Here is a 21,412-nt window from a genome sequence, read left to right as displayed (position 1 = left end):
CATGAACGCAAGAACATCACCCACCGCAGCACCCGACGCGCAAACGGCCATCGCCCAGTCGAGCACCATGCTCAGCCCGCGCTTCTACACCACCGATTTCCCCGCCCTCGACCGACTCTCGATCGAGCCGGTGCGCGCCGAGTGGGACCGGCTGATGGCCGAGTTCGAGGCCGATCCCAACAAGGGCCATTTCGTGCGGACCGACGAATTCGCCGTCGATCTCTCGAGGATGGAACCGGAGCTGTATCAGGAATTCATCGACTTCCTGATCAGCTCGGTCACCGCCGAATTCTCCGGCTGCGTGCTCTATGCCGAAATCCGCAAGCGCATCGCCAACCCCGACCTCAAGGCCCTGTTCGGCTACATGAGCCGCGACGAGGCGCGCCACGCCGGCTTCATCAACGAGGCCCTGCACGACATCGGCATGAAGGTCGATCTCGGCTTCCTGACGAAGGCGAAGAAATACCATTTCTTCCGCCCGAAATTCATCTTCTACGCCACCTATCTCTCCGAGAAGATCGGCTACGCCCGCTACATCTCGATCTTCCGCCAGCTCGAACGCCATCCCGAGCTGCGGATCCACCCGATCTTCAAGTGGTTCCGCGAGTGGTGCAACGACGAGTTCCGCCACGGCGAGGCCTTCGCGCTGCTGATGCGCGCCAATCCCGGCATGCTCACCGGCGCCAACCGGCTCTGGGTGCGCTTCTTCCAGCTCGCGGTCTTCGCCACGATGTACATCCGCGACCATGCCCGCCCCCGCTTCCACGCTGCCCTCGGGCTCGATCCCACCGACTACGACATGCAGGTCTTCCGCATCACTTCCGCGATCTGCCGGCAGGTCTTCCCGCTGACGCTCGACATCGAGAACCCGGCCTTCCTCGCCGGGCTCGAAACCCTGCGCCGGCTCGACGTCGCCAATCTCGCCCTGCGCGAGGTGCCCGGCCCGCTCGCCCGGCTGCGCCGCGGCGCGAACGCCGCCCGCGCCGCCCTCGCCTTCGGCCGGCTCTACCTGATGCGCCCGAAGCCCAACGCCCTGCCGGCGGACATCCGCATGCAGCCGGTCTGGTAGGAGCCGCGCCATGCACCAGTATGTCATCCCCGCCGCCTTCGCCCTGTTCGTCTGGTGGTTCAGCACCGGCGCGATCATCTATCTCGACGGCCTGCCCCGCCGCACCTTCAAATGGAGCATGCTCGGCGCCAGCGCGGTGCTGCTCGCCTGTCTGTGGGGCCTGCACGACACCGCCGGGCGAACCACCGTCGGCGCCGCCTATCTCGCCTTCTTCTACGGCCTGTTCGCCTGGGGCTGGCAGGAGATCAGCTTCTACATGGGCTATGTCACCGGGCCGCGCCGCGCGCCCTGCCCGGAGAATTGCGCCGGCTGGCGGCATTTCGGCCACGCGGTGCAGACCAGCCTGTGGCACGAGCTGGCGATCATCGCCACCGCCGGCCTCGTCGTCGCCCTCACCTGGGGCCAGCCGAACCAGATCGGCACCTGGACCTTCATGGTGCTGTGGTGGATGCACCAGAGCGCCAAGCTCAACGTCTTTCTCGGCGTGCGCAACCTCAACGAGGAATTCCTCCCCGAGCACCTGACCTTCCTGAAGAGCTTCCTGCGCAAGCGGCCGATGAACCTGCTCTTCCCCTTCTCCATCACGATCTCGACGGTGATCGCCGTGCTGATGTTCCAGCGCGCCACCGCCACCCCCACCGCCTTCGCCCGCGTCGGCGACATGTTCCTCGGCACGATGATGGCGCTCGCCATCCTCGAGCACTGGTTCCTCGTGCTGCCGCTGCCGGCGGCGCGGCTGTGGAAATGGAGCCTGCGCTCGCGCGCCCCGGCGCGGCCCTTCGCGGTCGAGATCGTCGCCGGCTTCCTCGGCGCCGGCAAGACCACCTTCATGCGCCGCCGCCTCGCCATGCTGGCCGAGCAGCCGGCCGCCACCCGCGAAAAGACCGTCGTCCTCGTCAACGATTTCGCCACGGTCGGGATCGACGGCTCGCTGCTGCGCGGCCAGGGGGCGGATGTGGTGGAGCTGCCGAACGGCTGCATCTGCTGCTCGCTGCGCGACGATCTCGCCACCCAGCTCGAGGAGGTGGTCGCCCGCTTCGCGCCCGACCGCGTGCTGATCGAGCCCTCGGGCGTGGCCGATCTCGCCTCGCTGATCGGCGTCATCCAGCGCCCGACCATCGCCGGCTTCGTGCGCGACCTGCGGGTGATCACCCTGATCGATGCCGGCGCCTTCCTCGCCGATTTCGCCGAGATGCAGGCGCACCTCACCGTCCAGGCCCGGCTCGCCTCGCTGGTGGTGATCAACAAGACCGATCTCGTCAGCCCGACCGAGCGCCTGCTCGTCGAGGCGACGCTGCACCGGCTGAGCCCGGAGACCAGGCTGGTCACCGCCTGCTACGGCGCGGTGCCGCCGGATGCGCTGACCCCCCGCCCCGCGCCGGAGGCCACGACCCCGCACCCGCACGCGCACGATCACCACGACCACGATCACGATCACCACGCGCATGACCACCACGACCACGCGCCCAATCATGCGCACCACCACGACGCCGCTCACGGCCATCACGATCACGACGACCACGACCACGACCACGACCACGACCATGAACACCACGATCACGACCACGGCGCCGCCGCCGGCTTCGTCTCATGGCACGGCACGCTCGGCCCGCTCTGCGATGCCGAGGCGATCGGCCGGGTGATCGAGGCGGCGGCGCGCGGCACCTTCGGCCCGGTCGCCCGGCTCAAGGGCCTCGCCCGCGTCGGCCGCGGCTGGATCCAGTTCGACGTCGCCGGTCACCAGGCCAGCATGGCCGCCTTCGCCGCCGCCGAGGGGGAGGCCCCGCGGGTCGTCGCCATCGGCCGCGATCTCGATGAACCCGGGCTCGCCGCCGCCTTCGCCGGCTGCGAACTGCACCTCGCCACCTGATCCGTCACCGCGCGGCACCAACACCAAGAAAGGGAGGATACGCGCCATGGACTACGAACATTTCTTCCGCTCCCAGCTCGACCAGCTCCGCAGCGAGGGGCGCTACCGCGTCTTCGCCGACATCGAGCGCCATGCCGGCAACTTCCCCCGCGCCACCCAGCACGGCGACGATGGCGGCCGCCCGGTCACCGTCTGGTGCTCGAACGACTATCTCGGCATGGGCCAGCACACGGCCGTGCTCAGCGCGATGCACCAGGCGCTCGACCGCTGCGGCGCCGGCGCCGGCGGCACCCGCAACATCGCCGGCACCAACCACTATCACGTGCTGCTCGAAGCCGAGCTGGCCGACCTGCACGGCAAGGAAGCGGCGCTGCTGTTCAACTCGGGCTACATGTCCAACTGGGCCTCGCTCTGCACCCTCGCGCACAAGCTGCCGAACTGCGCCGTGCTGTCGGATGCCTCGAACCACGCCTCGATGATCGAGGGCATCCGCCACAGCCGGGCCGAATGCATCGTCTTCCGCCACAACGACCCGGCCGACCTCGCCCGCCACCTCGCCGCACTCGACCCGGCGCGGCCCAAGCTCGTCGCCTTCGAGAGCGTCTACTCGATGGATGGGGACATCGCCCCGATCGCCGATATCTGCGACGTCGCCGATCGCTACAACGCCATGACCTATCTCGACGAGGTGCACGCCGTCGGCCTCTACGGCCCGCGCGGCGGCGGCATTTCCGAGCGCGAGGGCCTCGCCCATCGCCTCACCCTGATCGAGGGCACGCTGGCCAAGGGCTTCGGCGTCATCGGCGGCTACATCACCGGCAGCGCCGCGATGTGCGACTTCGTGCGCAGCTACGCCTCGGGCTTCATCTTCACCACCGCCCTGCCGCCCACCGTCGCCGCCGGCGCGCTGGCCAGCATCCGCCACCTCAAGACCAGCGACGCCGAGCGCATCGCGATGCACGCCCGCGTCGCCACCCTGCGCCGCAAGCTCGACGCGATCGGCGTGCCGCATCTGCCCAACCCGAGCCACATCGTGCCGGTGATGGTGGGCGACGCCTCACTCTGCAAGCAGATCAGCGACACCCTGCTCGACCGGTTCGGCATCTACGTCCAGCCGATCAACTATCCCACCGTGCCCCGCGGCACCGAGCGCCTGCGCCTCACCCCCTCGCCGCTGCACACCGAGGCGGATATCGACCGGCTGATCGACGCGCTGCGCCTGATCTGGGGGGAGATGGAGATCGCCCGCGCCGCCTGACCCAGCTTCCCCTCGCGCACGTTCCGATCCTTCCAGATCGGAACGTACTCTATCTCGTTGACGACCTGGAGCCTCGTCCGATCGGGTAAACCCGCCTGATCGGACAAGGCCCTGTTTTCCGACGGCAGACCAGGGCTATAGAGCATCATCCGATCGGATGGAATCATCTGATCGGATAAAGATGCTCTAGTTATCAACATGATAGAGCACTACATCCGATCCGGAAGGATCGGAAAGTGCTCTAGACTGGGGATTATCGTTCCCGAACCCCGAGGTGCCGCCGATGAACAGCACTCCTGCCCGGCCGGCACGCTGGCTGCGCGTCCCCCGCGCCCTGTTCGCCCGCCTCGGCCCCGGCCTGATCACCGGCGCCGCCGACGACGATCCGAGCGGCATCGCCACCTATTCCCAGGTCGGCGCCCAGTTCGGCTACACGCTGGGCTGGTCGGTGGTGCTCGCCCTGCCCTTCATGGTGGCGGTGCAGGAGATCAGCGCGCGGATCGGCCGCATCACCGGCCGCGGCCTCGGCGCGGCGATGGAAGCCCATCTGCCCCGCCCGCTCGCCCTCTCCCTGATCCTGCTGCTCGCCATCGCCAATGTGTTCAATCTCGGCGCCGATCTCGGCGCGATGGCGCAGACCGCGCACATGCTCGCCGGCGGCCCCGAGCGGCTCTACACGGTGGCAATCGCGATCTTCTGCGTCATCGCCGAAATCCGCATCCCCTACCGCCGCTACGTCACCGTGCTGAAATTCCTCACCGCGGCACTGCTCGCCTATGTCGCGCTGCTCTTCGTCCTGCGCCTGCCCGCGCGCGAGATCCTCGCCGGCGCGCTGATCCCCCGCCTCACGCTGGACCGCCCGGCCCTGCTCGCGCTGATCGCGGTCTTCGGCACCACGATCAGCCCCTATCTCTTCTTCTGGCAGGCCGCCGAGGAAGCCGAGGATGCCGGGCGCATCCCCGCCGACGGCGCGGCGGTGGCCGGCGAACTCGCCCGCATCCGCGTCGACACCTGGGCCGGCATGACCTATTCGAACGCCGTCTCGCTCTCGATCATCATCGGCACGGCGGCGACCCTGCATGTCCACGGCATCACCGACATCGCCTCGGCGGCGGATGCGGCGAGCGCGCTTGCCCCCATCGCGGGCAGCTTCGCGCGGCTCGTCTTCGCCCTCGGCATTTTCGGCACCGGCCTGCTCGCCGTCCCTGTCCTCGCCGGCAGCACCGCCTATGCGATCGGCGAGGCGCTGCACTGGACGGTCGGCCTCTCCCGCCGCGCGCTGGAGGCCCGCGCCTTCTACGGCGTGCTGGCCGTCGCGACGCTTGCCGGCGTCGGCATCGTCTTCTCGCCGCTCCCGCCGATCCGCGCGCTGTTCTGGGCGGCGGTGATCAACGGCATCGCCGCGGTGCCGATCATCGCGGCGATGGTCGCCCTCGCCAGCCGCCCCGCGGTGATGGACGGCCACATCCTGCCGCGCTGGCTGCGCGTCATGGGCTGGCTCACCGCAGCACTCATGGGAGCCTGCACCCTGGCGATGCTGCTGGTCTAGAGCATCATCCGATCCATCCGGATCGGGTGTCGTGCTCTATCTTGTTGATAATTTAAGCATCATCCGATCAGGAATTCCGCCGCTCGATCTCGACGCCGACCGAATCCATGTCGGCGAACACGTCGAGCTTCTCGACCCGCACCCGCACCAGCACGACCCGCGCATCCGCGAGGCACAGCTCGGCCAGCCGTTCCGCGAGCGTCTCGACGAGCTGGACATGCCCCGCCGCCACCGCCGCCCGCGCGCCGAGCACGATCCGCTCGTAATCGACCACCCGTGCGAGATCGTCCCGCCCCACGCCCCCGCGCGACATCTGCGCGGCAGGGCCATCATGCTCCTCGCGCACCGCGAGATCGAGATTGATCCGCACCCGCTGCGTGCGGCCGAATTCATGGGCATGGACGCCAATATGCGCTTCCAGCACCATGTCCCGCACGAACATCCGCCGCAGCGCCGGCGCTGCGGTGGCAGGCGGGGCGGGAAAATGGCTTTCGTTCATCCTTCGCCCATGCGCCGCCACGCGACCAAAGGCAAGAGTGCGGCACCGCGTCTCCGGCCGGGCAGGCAAGCCCGGCCGTCGCATGTCGGATCAGATGCAGACCCGCTCCGATCCTTTCGGATCGGAAAATGCTCTAACCCGCGTGAACCCGGCCGCGCAGCTCGCCCGCCTTGAACTTGACGGTATGGACCACGGCATACCACTGCCCGGCCATCAGCTCCTTCGCCTGCGCCGGCGTCAGCACCGCCGCGCCGCGGATCGGCCCGGCCGCCATCGGATGCGGCGGCTTCTTCGACAGCCACACCTGCACGCCCGCATTCTGCCCGGGCTTGGTGATCGGCCCATGGAAATGCGCCATGATCACCTTGCTGCTGAGGTGGCTGTAGGTCACGTCCCAGGTCACCCGCCGGGTCACCGTGTTGAACGTGCCGTGCAGCGCGCCCGTCGCGTGGGACATCGTCCCGGCCACCGGGTGAAGCTGGGCGGAAATTCGCATGGTCTTCGCCTGCGCGATCCCCGTCCCACCGGCCAGCCCGGCCGCAAGCACAAGTGCAGTCAAGCCTCGCCTGGTTACTCTCACATTCGTCTCCTGTGTGTCGATGCGGCGCGATCATCCCCTCGCGCCCTTGGGTGCGCGGAGCGGCCATTCCGGGCCGCCCCGCCGAAACCTCATGCTCGGCGCGAAATTACGCCTTCGGGCTCCACAGCTCGCACCAGCCCTTGGGCGAGATCGCGCCGGCCACCGCCTTGCAGCGCCCGTCCTTGCCGGCGGTCGATGCCGGGACATACAGCGCGCAGCCGTCGCACTGGTGGCCATCCTTCGGCATATCCTGATATTTCACCGCGGACTTGGCCATGCCGGCCGCTTCCGCCGCCTGCGTGGCGACGATGCCGGCCACGGCGATACCGGCGGAAATTCCGGCCGCCTTGCGCAACAGCGCGCGCCGGCCATTCTGTCTGCTCTTGTCGTCGGACATTGTCTCTGCTCCTGTTTTTGACTGTCCACGGAGGGACAGGAATGGAGTGTGGGAATGAAACCCGATACGGCAAGCACCGCGCCGGGTCTCTCCACTCTGCAAATCCAAACGTGGCAGGAATCCGGCGCGCGCGCGATCGTGATCGCGCGTCGCCCGACCTTTTTCAGGGCAGCAGGACGGTGCTGCCGGTGGTCCGCCGCGCCTCCAGCGCCTCGTGCGCCGCCGCCGCCTCGGCGAGGGGGAAGGTCTGGTTGACGCGGATCTTCACCGCCCCGGCCTCGACCACCCCGAACAGGTCGTTCGCCACGGCAACGAGGTCGGAGCGCTTGGCGGTATAGGTCGCAAGCGTCGGCCGGGTGAGGAACAGGCTGCCCTTGGCCGCGAGAATGCCGACATCGAGCGGCGGCACCGGCCCCGAGGCATTGCCGTAGCTGACCATCAGCCCGAGCGGCGCCAGCGAATCGAGGCTCGGCCCGAACGTGTCCTTGCCCACCGAATCATACACCACCGGCACCATCGCGCCGTCGGTCAGCCGCTTCACCTCGGCGGCGAGATTGTCGTGCCCGACGATGACGTGATGCGCCCCGTGCGCGCGGGCGAGATCCGCCTTCGCCTCGGTCGAGACGACGCCGATCACCGTGGCCCCGAGATGCCGCGCCCACTGGCAGAGGATGAGGCCGACGCCGCCGGCCGCGGCATGCACGAGAATGGTCTCGCCCGCCTGCACCCGATAGGTCCGCCGCAGCAGGTATTGCGCGGTCATGCCCTGGAGCATCATCGCCGCCCCGGTCTGGAAATCGATCCCCGCCGGCAGCTTCACCAGCCGGTCCGCGGCGATCACCCGCTCGGTCGCATAGGCGCCGACCGGCCCGCCGGCATAGGCGACGCGGTCGCCCGCCGCCACTTCGGTGACGCCCTCGCCCACCGCGACGACGATCCCCGCCCCCTCCATGCCGATCGTCGCCGGCAGATGCGGCATCTTGTAGAGGCCGGTGCGGAAATAGACGTCGATATAATTCAGCCCCACCGCCTCGTGCCGCACCAGCGCCTCGCCGCGTCCCGGCTCGGGTGTCGGCACGTCCTCCCAGCGCAGCACGTCAGGTCCGCCATGGGTGTGGATACGGATGGCCTTGGTCGTCATGTCCTGTCTCCCGGATTTTTTTCAGATGCCGCGGCGCGTCGGTTCGCCGAACGCAGCCCCTTCGAGGGTGAGCAGCCGGCGCTTCATCGCCAGGCCCCAGCCTTCCTCGCTGCTGCCGCAATAGCCGCCAAGCCCGTCCGCCGCCCGCACCCGGTGGCACGGGATGAGGATCGGGATCGGATTGGCGCGGTTCGCCCCGCCGACCGATCGCGCGCTGCCGCCCACGGCGCGCGCCACCTCGGCATAGGTTCTGGTCTGGCCGCGCGGGATCGCGCGCAAATGATCCCACACGCGGCGCTGATAATCGGTGCCCGCCGGCGCGAGCGGCAGGGTCTCGTCGAGGGCATCGCCGTCGAAATAGCGCTCCAGCGCCGAAGCCGCCCGCTTCAGCAGCGGTGTCGGCGCATCCGCCGCCGCAGCCTCGCCGGCGTCGAAATCGACCGATACGATGGCGCCGTCCCGCTCATGCAGGATGAAACCGCCAAACACCGGATGCCGCATCGAAAGCTGGGCCACAGGACCTTCCCCATTTTCAGGCTCGTGGCCTGCCCCTGAACGGCGCATCCGGGCTTCAGGGACCGTCAGGCCACTAAAATACTGATTTTGCTCGTGTCCGCCTCTTGTCGAAACCTGTCGGGTCTCGTTTTGGGGACACTAGAGCCTCACCCCCGGAAGTCAAGCGGACGTGATCGCGCTGTCCTTACCGGTCCGCCGGGCCGCCCCGCCGGCGCCGCTCGTGCCAGGCGTCCATCAGTTTCAGCACCGCCGCCGCGGTCTCCTCGATCGAGCGGCGGGTGACATTGACCGTCGGCCAGCCCCGCGCCGCACAGATCCGCCGCGCGCCGAGCAACTCCGCCTTCACCGTCTCCTCGTCGACATAGTCGCCCCGATCCGGGCGGAACACACCCGCTCCGCCGCCCACCGAACTGCCCTGGCCGAGCAGGGTCAGCCGGTGCCGGCGGATCTCGATCAGCGGTTCGAGATCGATGAACAGCCCGACCACCGGGCAGGGCGGGTCGTCCAGCATCGCCGGCGGGTCGATCCCCGGCACCAGCGGCACGTTCGCCGCCTTGATGCCGCGATTGGCGAGATAAAACGAGGTCGGCGTCTTCGACGAGCGCGATACGCCGACCAGAATCACATCCGCCTCCGCCAGCCCGCGCAGCGCCTGCCCGTCATCGTGCGACAGCACGAAGTGCATCGCGTCGATCCGGCGGAAATAATCCGCGTCCAGCACATATTGCCGCCCCGGCGTCGGCCGCGCCGGCGCGCCCAGCTCGTCGGCCAGCAGGCCGAACACCGGGTCGAGCACGTGCTGGATGCGCACGCCGAGCCGCTGGCACGCCTCGTCCAGCTCATGGCGCAGCGCCTGGTCGAGCAGGCTGCACAGCACCGGCCCCCGCTCCGCCTCGATCCCCTCCAGCACCCGGTGCAGCTGCAACCGCGAGCGGATCAGGCTCCAGCGATGCAGGTGAATATCCGCCCCCTCGAACTGCACGCTCGCCGCCCGCGCCACCGCGCCGAGCGTGTCGCCGGTGGCGTCGGAAACCAGGTGGAGATTGAGCCGCTTGCCGTCCATGCCCTGCCTCATAGCGTGGATAACCTGGGCCGCGATACCGGAAGCGGTGGAAAGCGGGGATGAATTTTCCGCCGCCCGTGCCGGTGGATGAATCTTCCGGGGTCTCCCCGCGTATGTGGAAAACCTGGGGGTTTGATGCAGAATCAGCAGAGTATACGCCGGTTTTGCTTGTGGAAAACTTTGTGCAGAAAAATCCGGTTTGCGGGGTTCCCCAGAGTTCACAGCCACAAGCCCTACCACCGTCCTTTCCTATAAGTCGAAATGAAGGTAGGCAGGTCGCATGACGGGACAAAGCACGGAAAAACCGGTTCTCAGAGTGCTCGGGGGCGAGGCCGTCTGGCCGCCGCCGGTATGGCTGATGCGCCAGGCCGGCCGGTACCTGCCCGAATACCGCAAACTCAGGGAAACGGCGGGAAACTTCATCGCCCTCTGCACCACGCCCGCGCTCGCGACCGAGGTGACCCTGCAACCCGTCCGCCGTTTCGGCATGGATGCGGCGATCCTGTTCAGCGATATCCTGATCCTGCCCTGGGCGCTGGGCCAGAAACTCCGCTTTGCCGAGGGCGAAGGGCCGCGCCTCGAACGGATCGACGGTCTGCCCGCGCTGGACGCGCTCGACCCCGCCGCCCTGCGCCGCGGCACCGAGCCGGTGATGGAAACCGTCTCCCGCGTCCGCGCGGCACTTGCCCCGGAGACGACGCTGATCGGCTTCGCCGGCAGCCCCTTCACCGTCGCCTGCTACATGATCGATGGCCGCGGCGGCGATTTTCCGCTCACCCGCGCCACCGCCTATGCCGATCCCGCCTTGCTCGCCGCGGTGATCGAAACCGTCACCACCGCGACGATCGACTATCTCTCCTGGCAGATCGAGGCCGGGGCCGATTGCGTCATGCTGTTCGACTCCTGGGCCGGGCTGCTGCCGCCGGATCTCTTCCGCGCCCACGTGATCCACCCGACGGCGCGCATCGTCGAACAGCTCCGCACCCGTCATCCCGGCGTGAAGATCATCGGCTTCCCCCGTCTCGGCGGGCTGATGACCCTGTCCTACATCGCCGAAACCGGCATCGACGGGGTCGGGATGGACACATCGGTCGATCCCGTCGCCCTTGCCCGGCTCGCGCCGCGCCGCGTCGCCCTGCAAGGCAATCTCGATCCGCTGCTGCTGCGCGCCGGCGGCGTTTCGCTCGGCCACGCGGTGGAGCGGATCGCCCGCGGCCTCGAAGGCCACCCGCACATCTTCAATCTCGGCCATGGAATCGTGCCGGATACTCCGCCCGAACACGTCGCCGCGGTGATCGAACGCCTCCGTTCGCTGGAACCCGGCGAGCTTGAGGAATCCGTCCTCGCCGCCACCTGAGCGCCATGAACGATTCCGAACCCGCTCTGCCCGTCCGCACCGCGATCGTGCTGTTCAACCTCGGCGGCCCCGATGGCCCCGAGTCGATCAAGCCGTTCCGCGTCAACCTCTTCTCCGATCCCGCGATCATCCGCGCGCCAATCTTCATCCGCTTCTGGCTCGCCCGGCTGATCGCCCGTTCGGCGCAGAAAAAAGCCGAGGAAGGCTATGCGCTGATGGGCGGGAAATCGCCGCTGCTCGATCTCACCCGGCAACAGGCGGACGCGCTCGAAGCCGCCCTTCCCGGGTCGAAATGCTTCATCGCGATGCGCTACTGGCATCCTTTCGCGCGCGACGTCGCCCGCGAGGTGAAGGCCTGGAACCCCGAGCGCATCCTGCTCCTGCCGCTCTATCCGCAATTCTCCACGACAACGACCGGCAGTTCCCTGGCGGACTGGCACGATTCCGCCGCCCGCGCCGGCCTCGTCGCTCCGACCACCACGCTCTGCTGCTGGTATGACGATCCCGCTTTCGCCGCCGCCACCGCCGAGCCGGTCATCCGCACCTACGAGAAAGCCCGCGCCGATCTCGGTTCGGGTGCGAAAATCCGCCTGCTCTTCTCCGCCCACGGCCTGCCGGAATCCATCGTCAAGGCTGGCGATCCCTACCAGGAGGAGGTCGAGGCCTGCACCGAAGCGGTGATGGCGGCGATCGAGCACAGGATCGGCCACCGGCCCGATTACCAGGTCTGCTTCCAGTCCCGCGCCACGCCGCAGAAATGGCTCGAACCCTCGACCGAACAGGCGATCGAACAGGCCGCGAAGGACAAGACCGCGATCGTCGTTATCCCCATCGCTTTCGTTTCCGAACATATCGAAACGCTGGTCGAACTTGATGTCGAATATCGCGAAATCGCCGACCATCTGAAGCTGCCCGGCTATTACCGCGCCCCGGCGCAAAACGACGATCCCGCCTTCATCGCTGCCGTGGCAGGAATCGCCCGTCGCGCCGTGGCCCACGGTCCCGGCCTCTGCTCGCATCGCGGCGGGCGGTCGTGCGATGTCCGCAACCGGGATTGCCCCTGGGCCCGGCATCGGGCGGTCGAGGCGGCATGACCCGTAGCTTCGACCTCGTCATTTTCGATTGCGACGGCGTTCTGATCGATAGCGAACGCGTCTCTGCCGCCGTCATCGCCGCGGCGATGACCGAGCTGGGCCTGCCGATCACGCCGGATGCGGCGATGGCCCGCTTCGTCGGCGTCTCGCTCCGCGCCATGCGCCCGATGATCGAGGCCGATCTCGGCAGCAAGCTGCCTGCCGACTGGAACACGATGCTTATTGCCCGCATCGTCGCCGCGATGGAGCGTCACGCCGAACCCATTCCCGGCGCGCGCGACATCCTCGAGCATTTCGATGCTGCCGGCCAGCCCTGGCGCATCGCCTCCAACTCGGCCGATGTCGAGATGGAGGCGAAATTCGGCCGCGTCGGCTGGCGCGATCTCGTGGCCGGCCGCACCTTCTCCGCCCCGCGCCTGTTCCCCGAAGGCGGACGGCCGAAACCGGCGCCGGATGTCTTCCTCGCCGCCGCCCGCTCGCTGCCTGCCGCCCCGGAAACCTGCCTCGTGATCGAGGATAGCGTCACCGGCATCACCGGCGCCGTCGCCGCCGGCATGACCTGCTACGGCTTTGCCCCCCACGGCAATGGCGAGGCATTGCTCGCCGCCGGTGCCGCCCGAATCATCGCCGGCCACCACGAATTGCGCGACCTCGTCGCCCTCGCCGCCGCGATCGGAGCCAAATCATGACCATCGCCGCCCTCGCGCCGTTCTACCGCTGGGAACTCGCCTTTCACGTGATGTCGATCATCGCCTGGATGGCGGCGCTGTTCTACCTGCCGCGCCTCTATGTCTATCACTGCCAGCTCGCCCCCGGCTCCGCCGAATCCGCCCGTTTCAAGGTGATGGAACGCCGCCTGCTCAAGCAGATCGCCACCCCGGCGATGATCTCCTCCTGGAGTTTTGGCATCCTGCTCATCCTCACCCCCGGCGCCATCTCCTGGTCGGCCGGCTGGTGGTGGACGAAATTCATCTCCGTCATCCTGATGAGCGGCTTTCACGGTGCGCTCTCCAAATGGCGGAAAAATTTCCTGAACGACGCCAACATCAAGCCCGAGCGCTTCTACCGAATCGCCAACGAGGTCCCGACCATCCTGATGGTCATCATCGTCATCATGGTCTTCGTGAAACCCTGATCTTGCGGAATCACGGAATAAATTCCCAGTTCCGTTACAGGAATAATATCCCAAATACCTTGAATTAGGACAAAATTCCACATCCCTGCCACATTGGTGTCATCGAAACACCGGTTTTGCCGGGTTTGTTACGCCATCCACGAGGAGGGAAACAGCAGATGAACCGCTCCGCACTTCGGGCCACGATTCTGGCCCTTGCCCTTGCCGGCCTCGCCACCGCGCTCGCCGGCTGCGTCTACTACCCCTATGGCTATGGCCCGCCCGGCTATTACCACGGCTGGCATCATGGCGATGACGACTGACCACCCGCCTTGCGGCATGGCGTGCCCCTAATATACAAACGACCGAATGGCGCCGTCCGCGCCAGACAGGGGGAACGCCAATGACCGCGAATGCGACGCCGGATACCGGAACCGACCAGGCGCAGGACGCCGCCTTCATCGCCGCGCTGCAATCGGTCTCGACGGCGACTCTCACCACGGTCCTGCTCAAGAAGGGCCTGCGCAATGTCTGGCTGCGCGGCACGTCGCCGCTCACCCCTGGCCAGGGCCGCAAGGTCGGCCGCGCCTTCACCCTGCGCTTCGTCCCCGCCCGCGAGGATCTCGCCACCCCCGCCTCCTGGGCCTCGCCAACCTCGACCCGCGGCGCGATCGAGGCGATGCCGGAAGGCTGCATCGCCGTCGCCGACGCCATGGGCATCACCGATGCCGGCATTTTCGGTGACATTCTCTGCGCCCGCATGGGCAAGCGCGGCGTCGCCGGCCTCGTCACCGACGGGGTGATGCGCGATCTGGCCGGCGTGCTCGGCACCGGCCTGCCGGTCTGGTGCCGCGGCGCCGCCGCCCCGCCCTCGGTCGCCGGCCTCACCTTCGTCGCCTGGCAGCAGCCCATCGCCTGCGGCGGCGTCGCCGTCTTCCCGAACGACATGATCGTGGTCGATGACGATGGCGCGGTGGTCATCCCCCAGGCCCTGCTCGCCGAAGTGGTGCCCGAAGCCATCGAGCAGGAGGCGCTGGAAGCCTGGATCATGACCGAGATCGAGCGCGGCGTGCCGCTCCCCGGCCTCTACCCGGCGAACGCCGAAACCAAAGCCCGCTACGAAGCCTTCCGCGCCAGCCAGAAGGCCTGACCATGTCGGGCTTGCGCAAGGGGCTGACCAGCTATGGCGATGCCGGCTTCTCGCTGTTTCTCCGCAAGGCCTTCATCAAGGCGATGGGCTACTCCGACGATGCGCTGGACCGGCCCATCATCGGCATCACCAACACCGGCAGCGACTACAATCCCTGCCATGGCAACAGCCCCGACCTGATCGAGGCCGCCAAGCGCGGCGTCATGCTCGCCGGCGGCCTGCCGATGGTCTTCCCCACCATCTCCATCGGCGAGAGCTTCGCGCACCCGACCTCGATGTTCCTGCGCAACCTGATGGCGATGGACACCGAGGAAATGATCCGCGCCCAGCCGATGGACGCCGTGATCGTCATCGGCGGCTGCGACAAGACCCTCCCCGCCCAGCTGATGGGCGCGATCAGCACCAACCTGCCCACCATCGTCGTCCCCACCGGCCCCATGGTCGTCGGCCATCACAAGGGCGAGGTGCTCGGCGCCTGCACCGATTGCCGCCGCCTCTGGGGAATGCACCGCGCCGGGCAGATCGATGCGGCCGAAATCGAAACCATCAGCGGCCGCCTCGCCCCCTCGGTCGGCACCTGCATGGTGATGGGCACCGCGAGCACCATGGCCTGCGTGATCGAGGCGCTCGGGTTTTCCCTCCCCATGAGCGCCACCATCCCCGCCGTCCATGCCGAGCGCCGCCGCATCGCCGAGGCCAGCGGCAAGCGCATCGTCGAGCTGGCGAAATCCGGCGCGCCCCGCCCGCGCGACCTCATTACGCCCGCCTCGCTGCGCAACGCCCTCGCCGTGCTGCAAGCCATCGGCGGGTCGACCAACGGCATCATCCACCTCACCGCCATGGCCGGCCGCGCCGGTATCAGGATCGAGCTCGACACAGTGGATGCGATCGGCCGTTCCGTCCCCGTCCTGGTGGATCTGAAACCCTCCGGCGATCACTACATGGAGCATTTCCACCACGCCGGCGGCATCCCCCGCCTGCTGCGCGAACTTTTGCCCCATCTCGATCCTGCTTCACCCACCATCAGCGGCCAGACCATCGGCGAGATCGCCGAAGCCGCCGAAATCGTCCCCGGCCAGACCGTCATCCGCACCGCCGACAAGCCGCTGAAATCCTCCGGCGCCCTCGCCGTGCTGCGTGGCAATCTCTGCCCGCGCGGCGCCGTCATCAAGCAATCCGCCGCCTCGCCGCACTTGCTGAACCACACCGGCCCCGCCCTCGTCTTTGAAAATGTCGAGGACATGGCGACAAGAATCGATTCCGACGAGCTGGATGTCACGCCCGAAACAATCCTCGTCCTGCGCAACACCGGCCCGATCGGCGCGCCCGGCATGCCCGAGGCCGGCTACCTGCCGATCCCGCGCAAGCTCGCCCGCGCCGGGGTGAAAGACATGGTACGAATTTCCGATGCACGGATGAGCGGCACCGCCTTCGGCACCATCGTGCTGCACATCGCTCCGGAATCCGCTTCCGGCGGCCCGCTCGCCCTCGTCCGCACCGGCGATCCGATCCGGCTCGACGTCGCCGCGCGCACGCTCGATCTGCTGATCGACGATGCCGAATGGCAGCGCCGCGCGGCGGATCACGCCGCCCGGCCGATGCGCCCGCCGCCTGCGCGCGGCTATGCCAGGCTGTTCGAAACCACCGTGCTGCAAGCCGATGAAGGCTGCGATTTCGATTTCCTCCGTGGCGAAGGACCCTCCGCATGAGCGAGCGCCCCACACTTCTCTTCCTTGGCGACCTGATGCCGGTCATCGAGGACTCGCTTGCCGCCCGCTTCGACATTCTGGTCGATGACGGCAGCAATCTCGACGCGCTGATCGCGCAGCACGGCGCGCGGATACGCGGCCTCGTGACGCGCGGCCGCCGCCCGACCGATGCGCCGCTGATCGCCCGCCTGCCCGCGCTCGAACTGATCGCGAATTTCGGCGTCGGCTACGACACGGTCGATGCGCATGCAGCGGCCAAACACGGCGTTATCGTCACCAACACGCCGGATGTCCTGAACGACGAGATGGGCGATTTCACCGTCGGCCTCCTGCTCGCCACGATCAGAACGATCCCTGCCGCCGAGCGCTATCTTCGCGACGGCAGATGGACCGGCGGCGCCTTCCCGCTCGGCCACAGCCTGCGTGGCCGGCGCATCGGCATCGCCGGCATGGGCCGCATCGGCCGCGTCGTCGCCCGCCGCCTCTCGGGCTTCGACCTGCCGATCGCCTATCACACGCGCAACAGGATCCCGGATCTCGACTATCCGCATTTCCCCTCGCTGCGCGATCTCGCCGCCGCGGTCGATGTGCTGATTGTCGTTCTCCCCGGCGGTGCCGCCACCCGCCATGTCGTCAATGCCGAGGTGCTCGCCGCCCTCGGCCCCGATGGCATCCTGATCAACGTCGCCCGCGGCACCGTGGTCGACGAAGCCGCCCTGATCGACGCGCTGACCCATCGCAAAATCCTCGCCGCCGGCCTCGATGTCTTTGAAAACGAGCCGCATGTCCCGGCTTCACTTCTCGCCTGCGACAACGCGGTTCTCGTGCCGCATATCGGCACCGGCACGCACCACACCCGCGGCCTGATGGCGGACCTGCTGATCCGCAACGTCATGTCCTGGTTCGACGGCAAGGGCCCGATCACCCCCGTCGCCGAAACCCCGGCGAAGATGCCGCCGCAATGAAACTCGACCACACCGCGCGCGGCGTCTTCCCCATCGCGCCCACGCCGTTCCTGCCCGATGGCGCGATCGATACGACATCGATCGACACGATGTGCGATTTCTATTCTTCCGCCGGTGCGACTGGCATCACCATCCTCGGCATCATGGGCGAAGCCCCCAAGCTCGACGCTGACGAAGCGTTAGCCATCTCCCGCCAGGTCATCGGCCGGATGCGCGTGCCCGTCATCGTCGGCGTCTCCGCCCCCGGTTTCGCCGCCATGCGCAACCTCGCCTGCGCGGTGATGGATGCGGGGGCCGCCGGCGTCATGATCGCCCCGCCGCCCTCGCTGCGCACCGATGATCAGATCGTGACCTACTATCACAACGCGATCGAGGTGATCGGCAGCGACATCCCGTTCGTCATCCAGGACTATCCGCTGACGCTCTCGGTGATCATGACGCCGCAGGTCATCCGCCGCATCGTGACGGACCTGCCCTCCTGCGTCATGCTCAAGCACGAGGACTGGCCGGGGCTCGAAAAAATCTCCGCGCTGCGCGCCTTCCAGCGCGAGGGCAGCCTGCGCCCGCTTTCGATTCTAACAGGCAATGGCGGGCTCTTTCTCGATTTCGAAATGGAGCGCGGCGCCGATGGTGCGATGACCGGCTATTGTTTCCCGGACATGCTGGCCGACATCGTCCGCCTCTCGAACGCGGGCAAGCGCGACGACGCGCATGATCTGTTCGACGCCCATCTGCCGCTGATCCGCTACGAACAGCAGCAAGGCGTCGGTCTCGCCACCCGCAAATATGTTCTTCGCAAACGCGGCGTTATCGCCCATGACGTCCAGCGCGTCCCCGCCGGCAAGCTCACCGAAACCGCGCGCGCCGAAATCGACTTTTTGCTCCATCGCCTTGCGAAGCACGACAAGCGCGCCGCGATCTGAAGGAAAACACGAGTGGAAAACCGTTTCGAGGGCAAGACCGCGGTGATCACCGGCGGTGCCGCCGGCATCGGCCTTGCCGCCGCCACCCGCATCATCGCCGAGGGCGGCAACGCCATCCTGTGGGATCGCAGCCGCGAGGCCATCGTTGCCGCCGCCCAGGATCTTGGCCCGTCCTGTTCCGGCGTGTCGCTCGACGTCACCGACCTGCGCGCCCTCGAACGCGCCGCCGCCGAGGCGGTGCGCGAGCACGGCGCGATCGATGTTCTCATCGCCAGCGCCGGCATCACCGGCCCGAACGCGACGACGTGGGACTACCCGCTCGAAGCCTGGCGCCAGGTCATCGAGGTCAATCTCACCGGCGTGTTCTGCGCCTGCAAGGCGGTGGTGCCGCACATGCGCGCGCGCAACGCCGGGCGCATCGTCAACATCGCCTCCATCGCCGGCAAGGAAGGCAATCCCAACGCCCCGGCCTACAGCGCCTCCAAGGCCGGCGTCATCGGCCTGACCAAGTCGCTCGGCAAGGAACTCGCCGGCACGCCGATCACGGTGAACTGCATCACCCCCGCCGCCGTCCGCACCGCGATCTTCGAGCAGATGAGCCAGCAGCACATCGACTACATGCTCTCGAAAATCCCGATGAACCGCTTCGGCACGGTCGAGGAAATCGCAGCCTTGATCTGCTTCCTCGCCTCGGACGAAGCCTCCTTCAGCACCGGCGCCGTGTTCGACATCTCCGGCGGCCGCGCCACCTACTGACGCGACGTTATTTCACCTTTGGCCACCAGCGGCGCAGCAGCAGCGCGTTGGTCACCACGCTGACGCTCGATGCCGCCATCGCCGCGCCGGCGACCATCGGGCTCAGCCAGCCGAGTGCGGCCAACGGAATGCCGACCACGTTGTAGACGAACGCCCAGAACAGGCCCTGGCGGATCTTGCGCATCGTCGCCTGCGCCACGTCCAGCGCCGCGACGACCAGTGCCGGGTCGCCGCGCATCAGCGTGATCCCCGCCGTATGCATCGCGATATCCGTGCCCGTCGCCATCGCCATCCCGATATCGGCGGCGGCGAGCGAGGGCGCGTCGTTCACCCCGTCCCCCACCATCGCGACCACGTGCCGGTCCCGCCGCAGGGCGCCGATGATCTCTTCCTTGTCCGCCGGCAGCCGCCCCGAAAACACCTTGTCGATCCCGAGGTCCCGCGCCACGGCGGCGGCCGCGCCCGCATTGTCGCCGGTCAGCAGCGCCACGAGCCGCCCCTGCGCGACCAGTGCCGCGACCGCGCCGGCCGCCCCCGGTTTCACCCGGTCGCCGAACCCGACCAGCCCGAGCACCTGCGCCGCGCCGCCCATCTCCGCGCTGCCCGCTGGCTCGGTCCCGATCACCCAGGACACGCTGCGCCCGTCCGTCTCCAGCTCCCGCGCCGTCGCGCCGAGCCGTCCGGCGGCAGCGCCGGTCTCCTCCAGCAGGCGGGAGCTGCCGATCATGATCCGCTGCCGGCCGACCACCCCGCTCACCCCGCGCCCCGGCAGCGCCTTGACCGCCTCCGCCGGCAGCGGCGCGATGCCCTCGCTCTCCGCCCGCGCGCACACCGCCCGCGCCAGCGGATGCTCGCTGCCCGCCATCACCCCGGCCATCGTGGCGAGCAGCGCCGCGGCGTCCATCTCGCCGGCCGGGGCCAGCGCCACCACTGCGGGCTTGCCCTCGGTCAGCGTGCCGGTCTTGTCGAAGGCGACCGCCGTCACCCGCGCCGCCGCCTCCAGCGCCTCGGCGTCCTTCACGAGAATGCCGTGCCGTGCGGCAACGCCGGTCCCCGCCATCACCGCTGTCGGCGTCGCGAGCCCGAGGGCGCAGGGACAGGCGATCACCAGAACCGACACCGCGTTCAGGATCGCCACCGGCGCCCCCGCCCCGGCCAGCAGCCACCCCACCAGCGTCGCCGCCGCCACCGCCACGACAACCGGCACGAACACCGCCGCCACCCGGTCCACCAGGCGCTGGATCGGCGCCTTCTCCGCCTGCGCCGTCTCCACCAGGCGGATGATGCGGGCGAGCATCGTCTCCGCCCCGACCGCCTCGGTGCGCAGCAACAGCGCGCCCTCGCCGTTGATCGCCCCGCCCGGCACCTGCCCGCCCGGCCCGCGCGCCACCGGCAGGCTCTCGCCGGTCAGCATCGAGAGATCGACGCTCGACTCCCCCGCCTCGATCACGCCATCGACCGGAATCCGCTCGCCCGGCCGTACCGCGACGAGATCGCCGCGCCGGACCTGCCCGATCGGCACGTCCCGCTCGCTGCCATCGGCGTCGCGCAGCCGCGCCGTGGTCGGCCGCAGCGCCGCCAGCGCCGCGAGCGCCGCCCCGGTCTGCCGCCGCGCCCGCGCCTCCAGCCACTTGCCGAACAGGATGAGGGTGATCACCGTCGCCGCGGAATCGAAATAGAGCGGCACGCCCCCATGCGCGCCACCTTGGACGCCCCCTTGGACGCCCCCTTGCCCGCCGGCCCAGCCCTGCACCAGCAGCACCAGGCTCAGCCCATAGGCCGCGGTGGTGCCGAGCGCGACGAGCAGGTCCATGTTCCCCGCCCCCGCCCGCAGCGCCGCCCACCCCGCGCGATAGAACCGCGCGCCGAGCCAGAGCTGCACCGGTGTCGCCAGCGCCAGCTCGGCCCAGCCCGGCAGCGCCAGCGGCGCGCCCGCCATATGCAGCGCCATGTTGCCGATCAGCGGCGCCGTCAGCAGTGCTGCGAGGATCACGTGGCGCAGATCCCGCCGCCCGTCCGCCGCCCGCCGCGCGTCCTCGGCATCGGCCGCAGCTTCGCTGTCCACCACCTCATGCGCGGCATATCCCGCCTTGCTGATCGCCGCGATCACCGCCGCCGTGTCGAACCCGCTGCCGGAAATCCGCGCCCGCTCGCTGGCGAGATTGACGGCCGCGCCGCTCACCCCCGCCACCTTCCGCGCCGCCCGCTCCACCCGCGCCACGCACGAGGCGCAGGTCATGCCCTCCACCGCGAGGTCCACCGCCTGCGGATCGGCGGCATCGGTCATTGCGGCACTGCTCGGGGTCATGGCGGGCTCCTTTCGCCGCATGATATGGGTTTGCCATGATGGGAAGGTCAAACCCGCCCCCTTGACCTTCCCATCATGGCAGACACCATGTTTC

At 68.5% G+C, this 21,412-nt stretch carries 21 protein-coding genes; 14 read left to right on the top strand and 7 right to left on the bottom strand.

Going from position 1 to position 21,412, the window contains the following annotated elements; translation table 11 throughout:
• Position 1 precedes the first annotated feature (1 nt).
• The 4 genes from acsF to B7Z76_RS05830 all read left to right on the top strand — a co-directional run bounded on the left by acsF (position 2) and on the right by B7Z76_RS05830 (position 5,746).
• Positions 2-1,069, top strand: coding sequence for a magnesium-protoporphyrin IX monomethyl ester (oxidative) cyclase (gene acsF / locus B7Z76_RS05845; RefSeq protein ID WP_291342733.1), 1,068 nt, complete (start codon positions 2-4; stop codon positions 1,067-1,069).
• A gap of 10 nt (positions 1,070-1,079) precedes the next feature.
• Entirely contained in the window at positions 1,080-2,939 is a 1,860-nt protein-coding gene (gene puhE / locus B7Z76_RS05840; RefSeq protein WP_291342732.1) for a putative photosynthetic complex assembly protein PuhE, read from the top strand.
• Between the two features lie 46 nt (positions 2,940-2,985).
• Positions 2,986-4,197 carry a 5-aminolevulinate synthase gene (hemA, locus tag B7Z76_RS05835; RefSeq protein WP_174503535.1) on the top strand — a complete coding sequence of 404 codons (1,212 nt, stop codon included), beginning with the start codon at positions 2,986-2,988 and terminating at the stop codon, positions 4,195-4,197.
• Positions 4,198-4,480: 283 nt separating this feature from the next.
• Entirely contained in the window at positions 4,481-5,746 is a 1,266-nt protein-coding gene (locus tag B7Z76_RS05830; RefSeq protein ID WP_291342729.1) for an NRAMP family divalent metal transporter, read from the top strand.
• Between the two features lie 67 nt (positions 5,747-5,813).
• Here the strand turns inward: B7Z76_RS05830 and B7Z76_RS05825 are convergent, their stop codons facing one another.
• The 6 genes from B7Z76_RS05825 to B7Z76_RS05800 form a co-directional block, all read right to left on the bottom strand.
• Positions 5,814-6,245 carry a dihydroneopterin aldolase gene (locus tag B7Z76_RS05825; protein ID WP_291342727.1) on the bottom strand — a complete coding sequence of 144 codons (432 nt, stop codon included), beginning with the start codon at positions 6,243-6,245 and terminating at the stop codon, positions 5,814-5,816.
• A 133-nt stretch (positions 6,246-6,378) separates the two neighbouring features.
• The gene (locus B7Z76_RS05820) at positions 6,379-6,804 is read right to left on the bottom strand and encodes a CHRD domain-containing protein (RefSeq protein ID WP_291342725.1); all 426 of its coding nucleotides are present in this window, start codon (positions 6,802-6,804) and stop codon (positions 6,379-6,381) included.
• Between the two features lie 127 nt (positions 6,805-6,931).
• The gene (locus B7Z76_RS05815) at positions 6,932-7,222 is read right to left on the bottom strand and encodes a high-potential iron-sulfur protein (RefSeq protein WP_174503531.1); all 291 of its coding nucleotides are present in this window, start codon (positions 7,220-7,222) and stop codon (positions 6,932-6,934) included.
• Positions 7,223-7,385: 163 nt separating this feature from the next.
• Positions 7,386-8,363 (bottom strand): quinone oxidoreductase, encoded by a 978-nt coding sequence (locus B7Z76_RS05810; protein ID WP_174503530.1) that lies wholly within the window; start codon positions 8,361-8,363, stop codon positions 7,386-7,388.
• Between the two features lie 21 nt (positions 8,364-8,384).
• Positions 8,385-8,879 carry a methylated-DNA--[protein]-cysteine S-methyltransferase gene (locus B7Z76_RS05805; protein ID WP_291342720.1) on the bottom strand — a complete coding sequence of 165 codons (495 nt, stop codon included), beginning with the start codon at positions 8,877-8,879 and terminating at the stop codon, positions 8,385-8,387.
• Positions 8,880-9,063: 184 nt separating this feature from the next.
• Positions 9,064-9,942, bottom strand: coding sequence for a pyruvate, water dikinase regulatory protein (locus tag B7Z76_RS05800; protein ID WP_174503528.1), 879 nt, complete (start codon positions 9,940-9,942; stop codon positions 9,064-9,066).
• A 280-nt stretch (positions 9,943-10,222) separates the two neighbouring features.
• On the opposite strand from B7Z76_RS05800, the gene hemE reads away from it, so the two are divergent.
• The 10 genes from hemE to B7Z76_RS05750 all read left to right on the top strand — a co-directional run bounded on the left by hemE (position 10,223) and on the right by B7Z76_RS05750 (position 19,010).
• Positions 10,223-11,299: a uroporphyrinogen decarboxylase gene (gene hemE / locus B7Z76_RS05795; RefSeq protein ID WP_174503527.1), complete on the top strand. Its 1,077-nt coding sequence runs from the start codon at positions 10,223-10,225 to the stop codon at positions 11,297-11,299.
• Between the two features lie 5 nt (positions 11,300-11,304).
• A complete protein-coding gene (gene hemH / locus B7Z76_RS05790) occupies positions 11,305-12,393 on the top strand; it encodes a ferrochelatase (protein ID WP_174503526.1) in 1,089 nt (362 codons plus the stop codon).
• Entirely contained in the window at positions 12,390-13,082 is a 693-nt protein-coding gene (locus B7Z76_RS05785) for an HAD family phosphatase (RefSeq protein ID WP_291342716.1), read from the top strand. Before hemH ends, B7Z76_RS05785 begins: the two co-directional genes overlap by 4 nt.
• Positions 13,079-13,528 (top strand): protoporphyrinogen oxidase HemJ, encoded by a 450-nt coding sequence (gene hemJ / locus B7Z76_RS05780; protein ID WP_174503524.1) that lies wholly within the window; start codon positions 13,079-13,081, stop codon positions 13,526-13,528. Before B7Z76_RS05785 ends, hemJ begins: the two co-directional genes overlap by 4 nt.
• A 158-nt stretch (positions 13,529-13,686) precedes the next feature.
• A complete protein-coding gene (locus B7Z76_RS05775; RefSeq protein ID WP_174503523.1) occupies positions 13,687-13,830 on the top strand; it encodes a hypothetical protein in 144 nt (47 codons plus the stop codon).
• A gap of 80 nt (positions 13,831-13,910) precedes the next feature.
• On the top strand, positions 13,911-14,657 hold the full coding sequence (locus B7Z76_RS05770; RefSeq protein ID WP_174503522.1) for a ribonuclease activity regulator RraA: 747 nt from the start codon (positions 13,911-13,913) through the stop codon (positions 14,655-14,657).
• Positions 14,658-14,659: 2 nt separating this feature from the next.
• A complete protein-coding gene (locus tag B7Z76_RS05765; RefSeq protein ID WP_291342714.1) occupies positions 14,660-16,366 on the top strand; it encodes an IlvD/Edd family dehydratase in 1,707 nt (568 codons plus the stop codon).
• Positions 16,363-17,331: a 2-hydroxyacid dehydrogenase gene (locus B7Z76_RS05760; RefSeq protein WP_174503520.1), complete on the top strand. Its 969-nt coding sequence runs from the start codon at positions 16,363-16,365 to the stop codon at positions 17,329-17,331. The genes B7Z76_RS05765 and B7Z76_RS05760 overlap by 4 nt, the downstream gene beginning before the upstream one ends.
• Entirely contained in the window at positions 17,328-18,254 is a 927-nt protein-coding gene (locus tag B7Z76_RS05755) for a dihydrodipicolinate synthase family protein (RefSeq protein ID WP_291342712.1), read from the top strand. The genes B7Z76_RS05760 and B7Z76_RS05755 overlap by 4 nt, the downstream gene beginning before the upstream one ends.
• Positions 18,255-18,266: 12 nt before the next feature.
• Positions 18,267-19,010, top strand: coding sequence for an SDR family NAD(P)-dependent oxidoreductase (locus B7Z76_RS05750; protein ID WP_291342710.1), 744 nt, complete (start codon positions 18,267-18,269; stop codon positions 19,008-19,010).
• A gap of 7 nt (positions 19,011-19,017) precedes the next feature.
• Here B7Z76_RS05750 and B7Z76_RS05745 read toward each other — a convergent pair whose 3' ends face one another.
• Complete coding sequence (locus tag B7Z76_RS05745) at positions 19,018-21,318, bottom strand: cation-translocating P-type ATPase (protein WP_291342708.1); 2,301 nt, start codon at positions 21,316-21,318, stop codon at positions 19,018-19,020.
• Positions 21,319-21,412 lie beyond the last annotated feature (94 nt).

Origin of the sequence: Acidiphilium sp. 20-67-58, from assembly GCF_002255515.1 — a bacterium.
Taxonomy (GTDB): Bacteria; Pseudomonadota; Alphaproteobacteria; order Acetobacterales; family Acetobacteraceae; genus Acidiphilium.
This window is presented reverse-complemented; position numbering and strand designations above follow the sequence as displayed.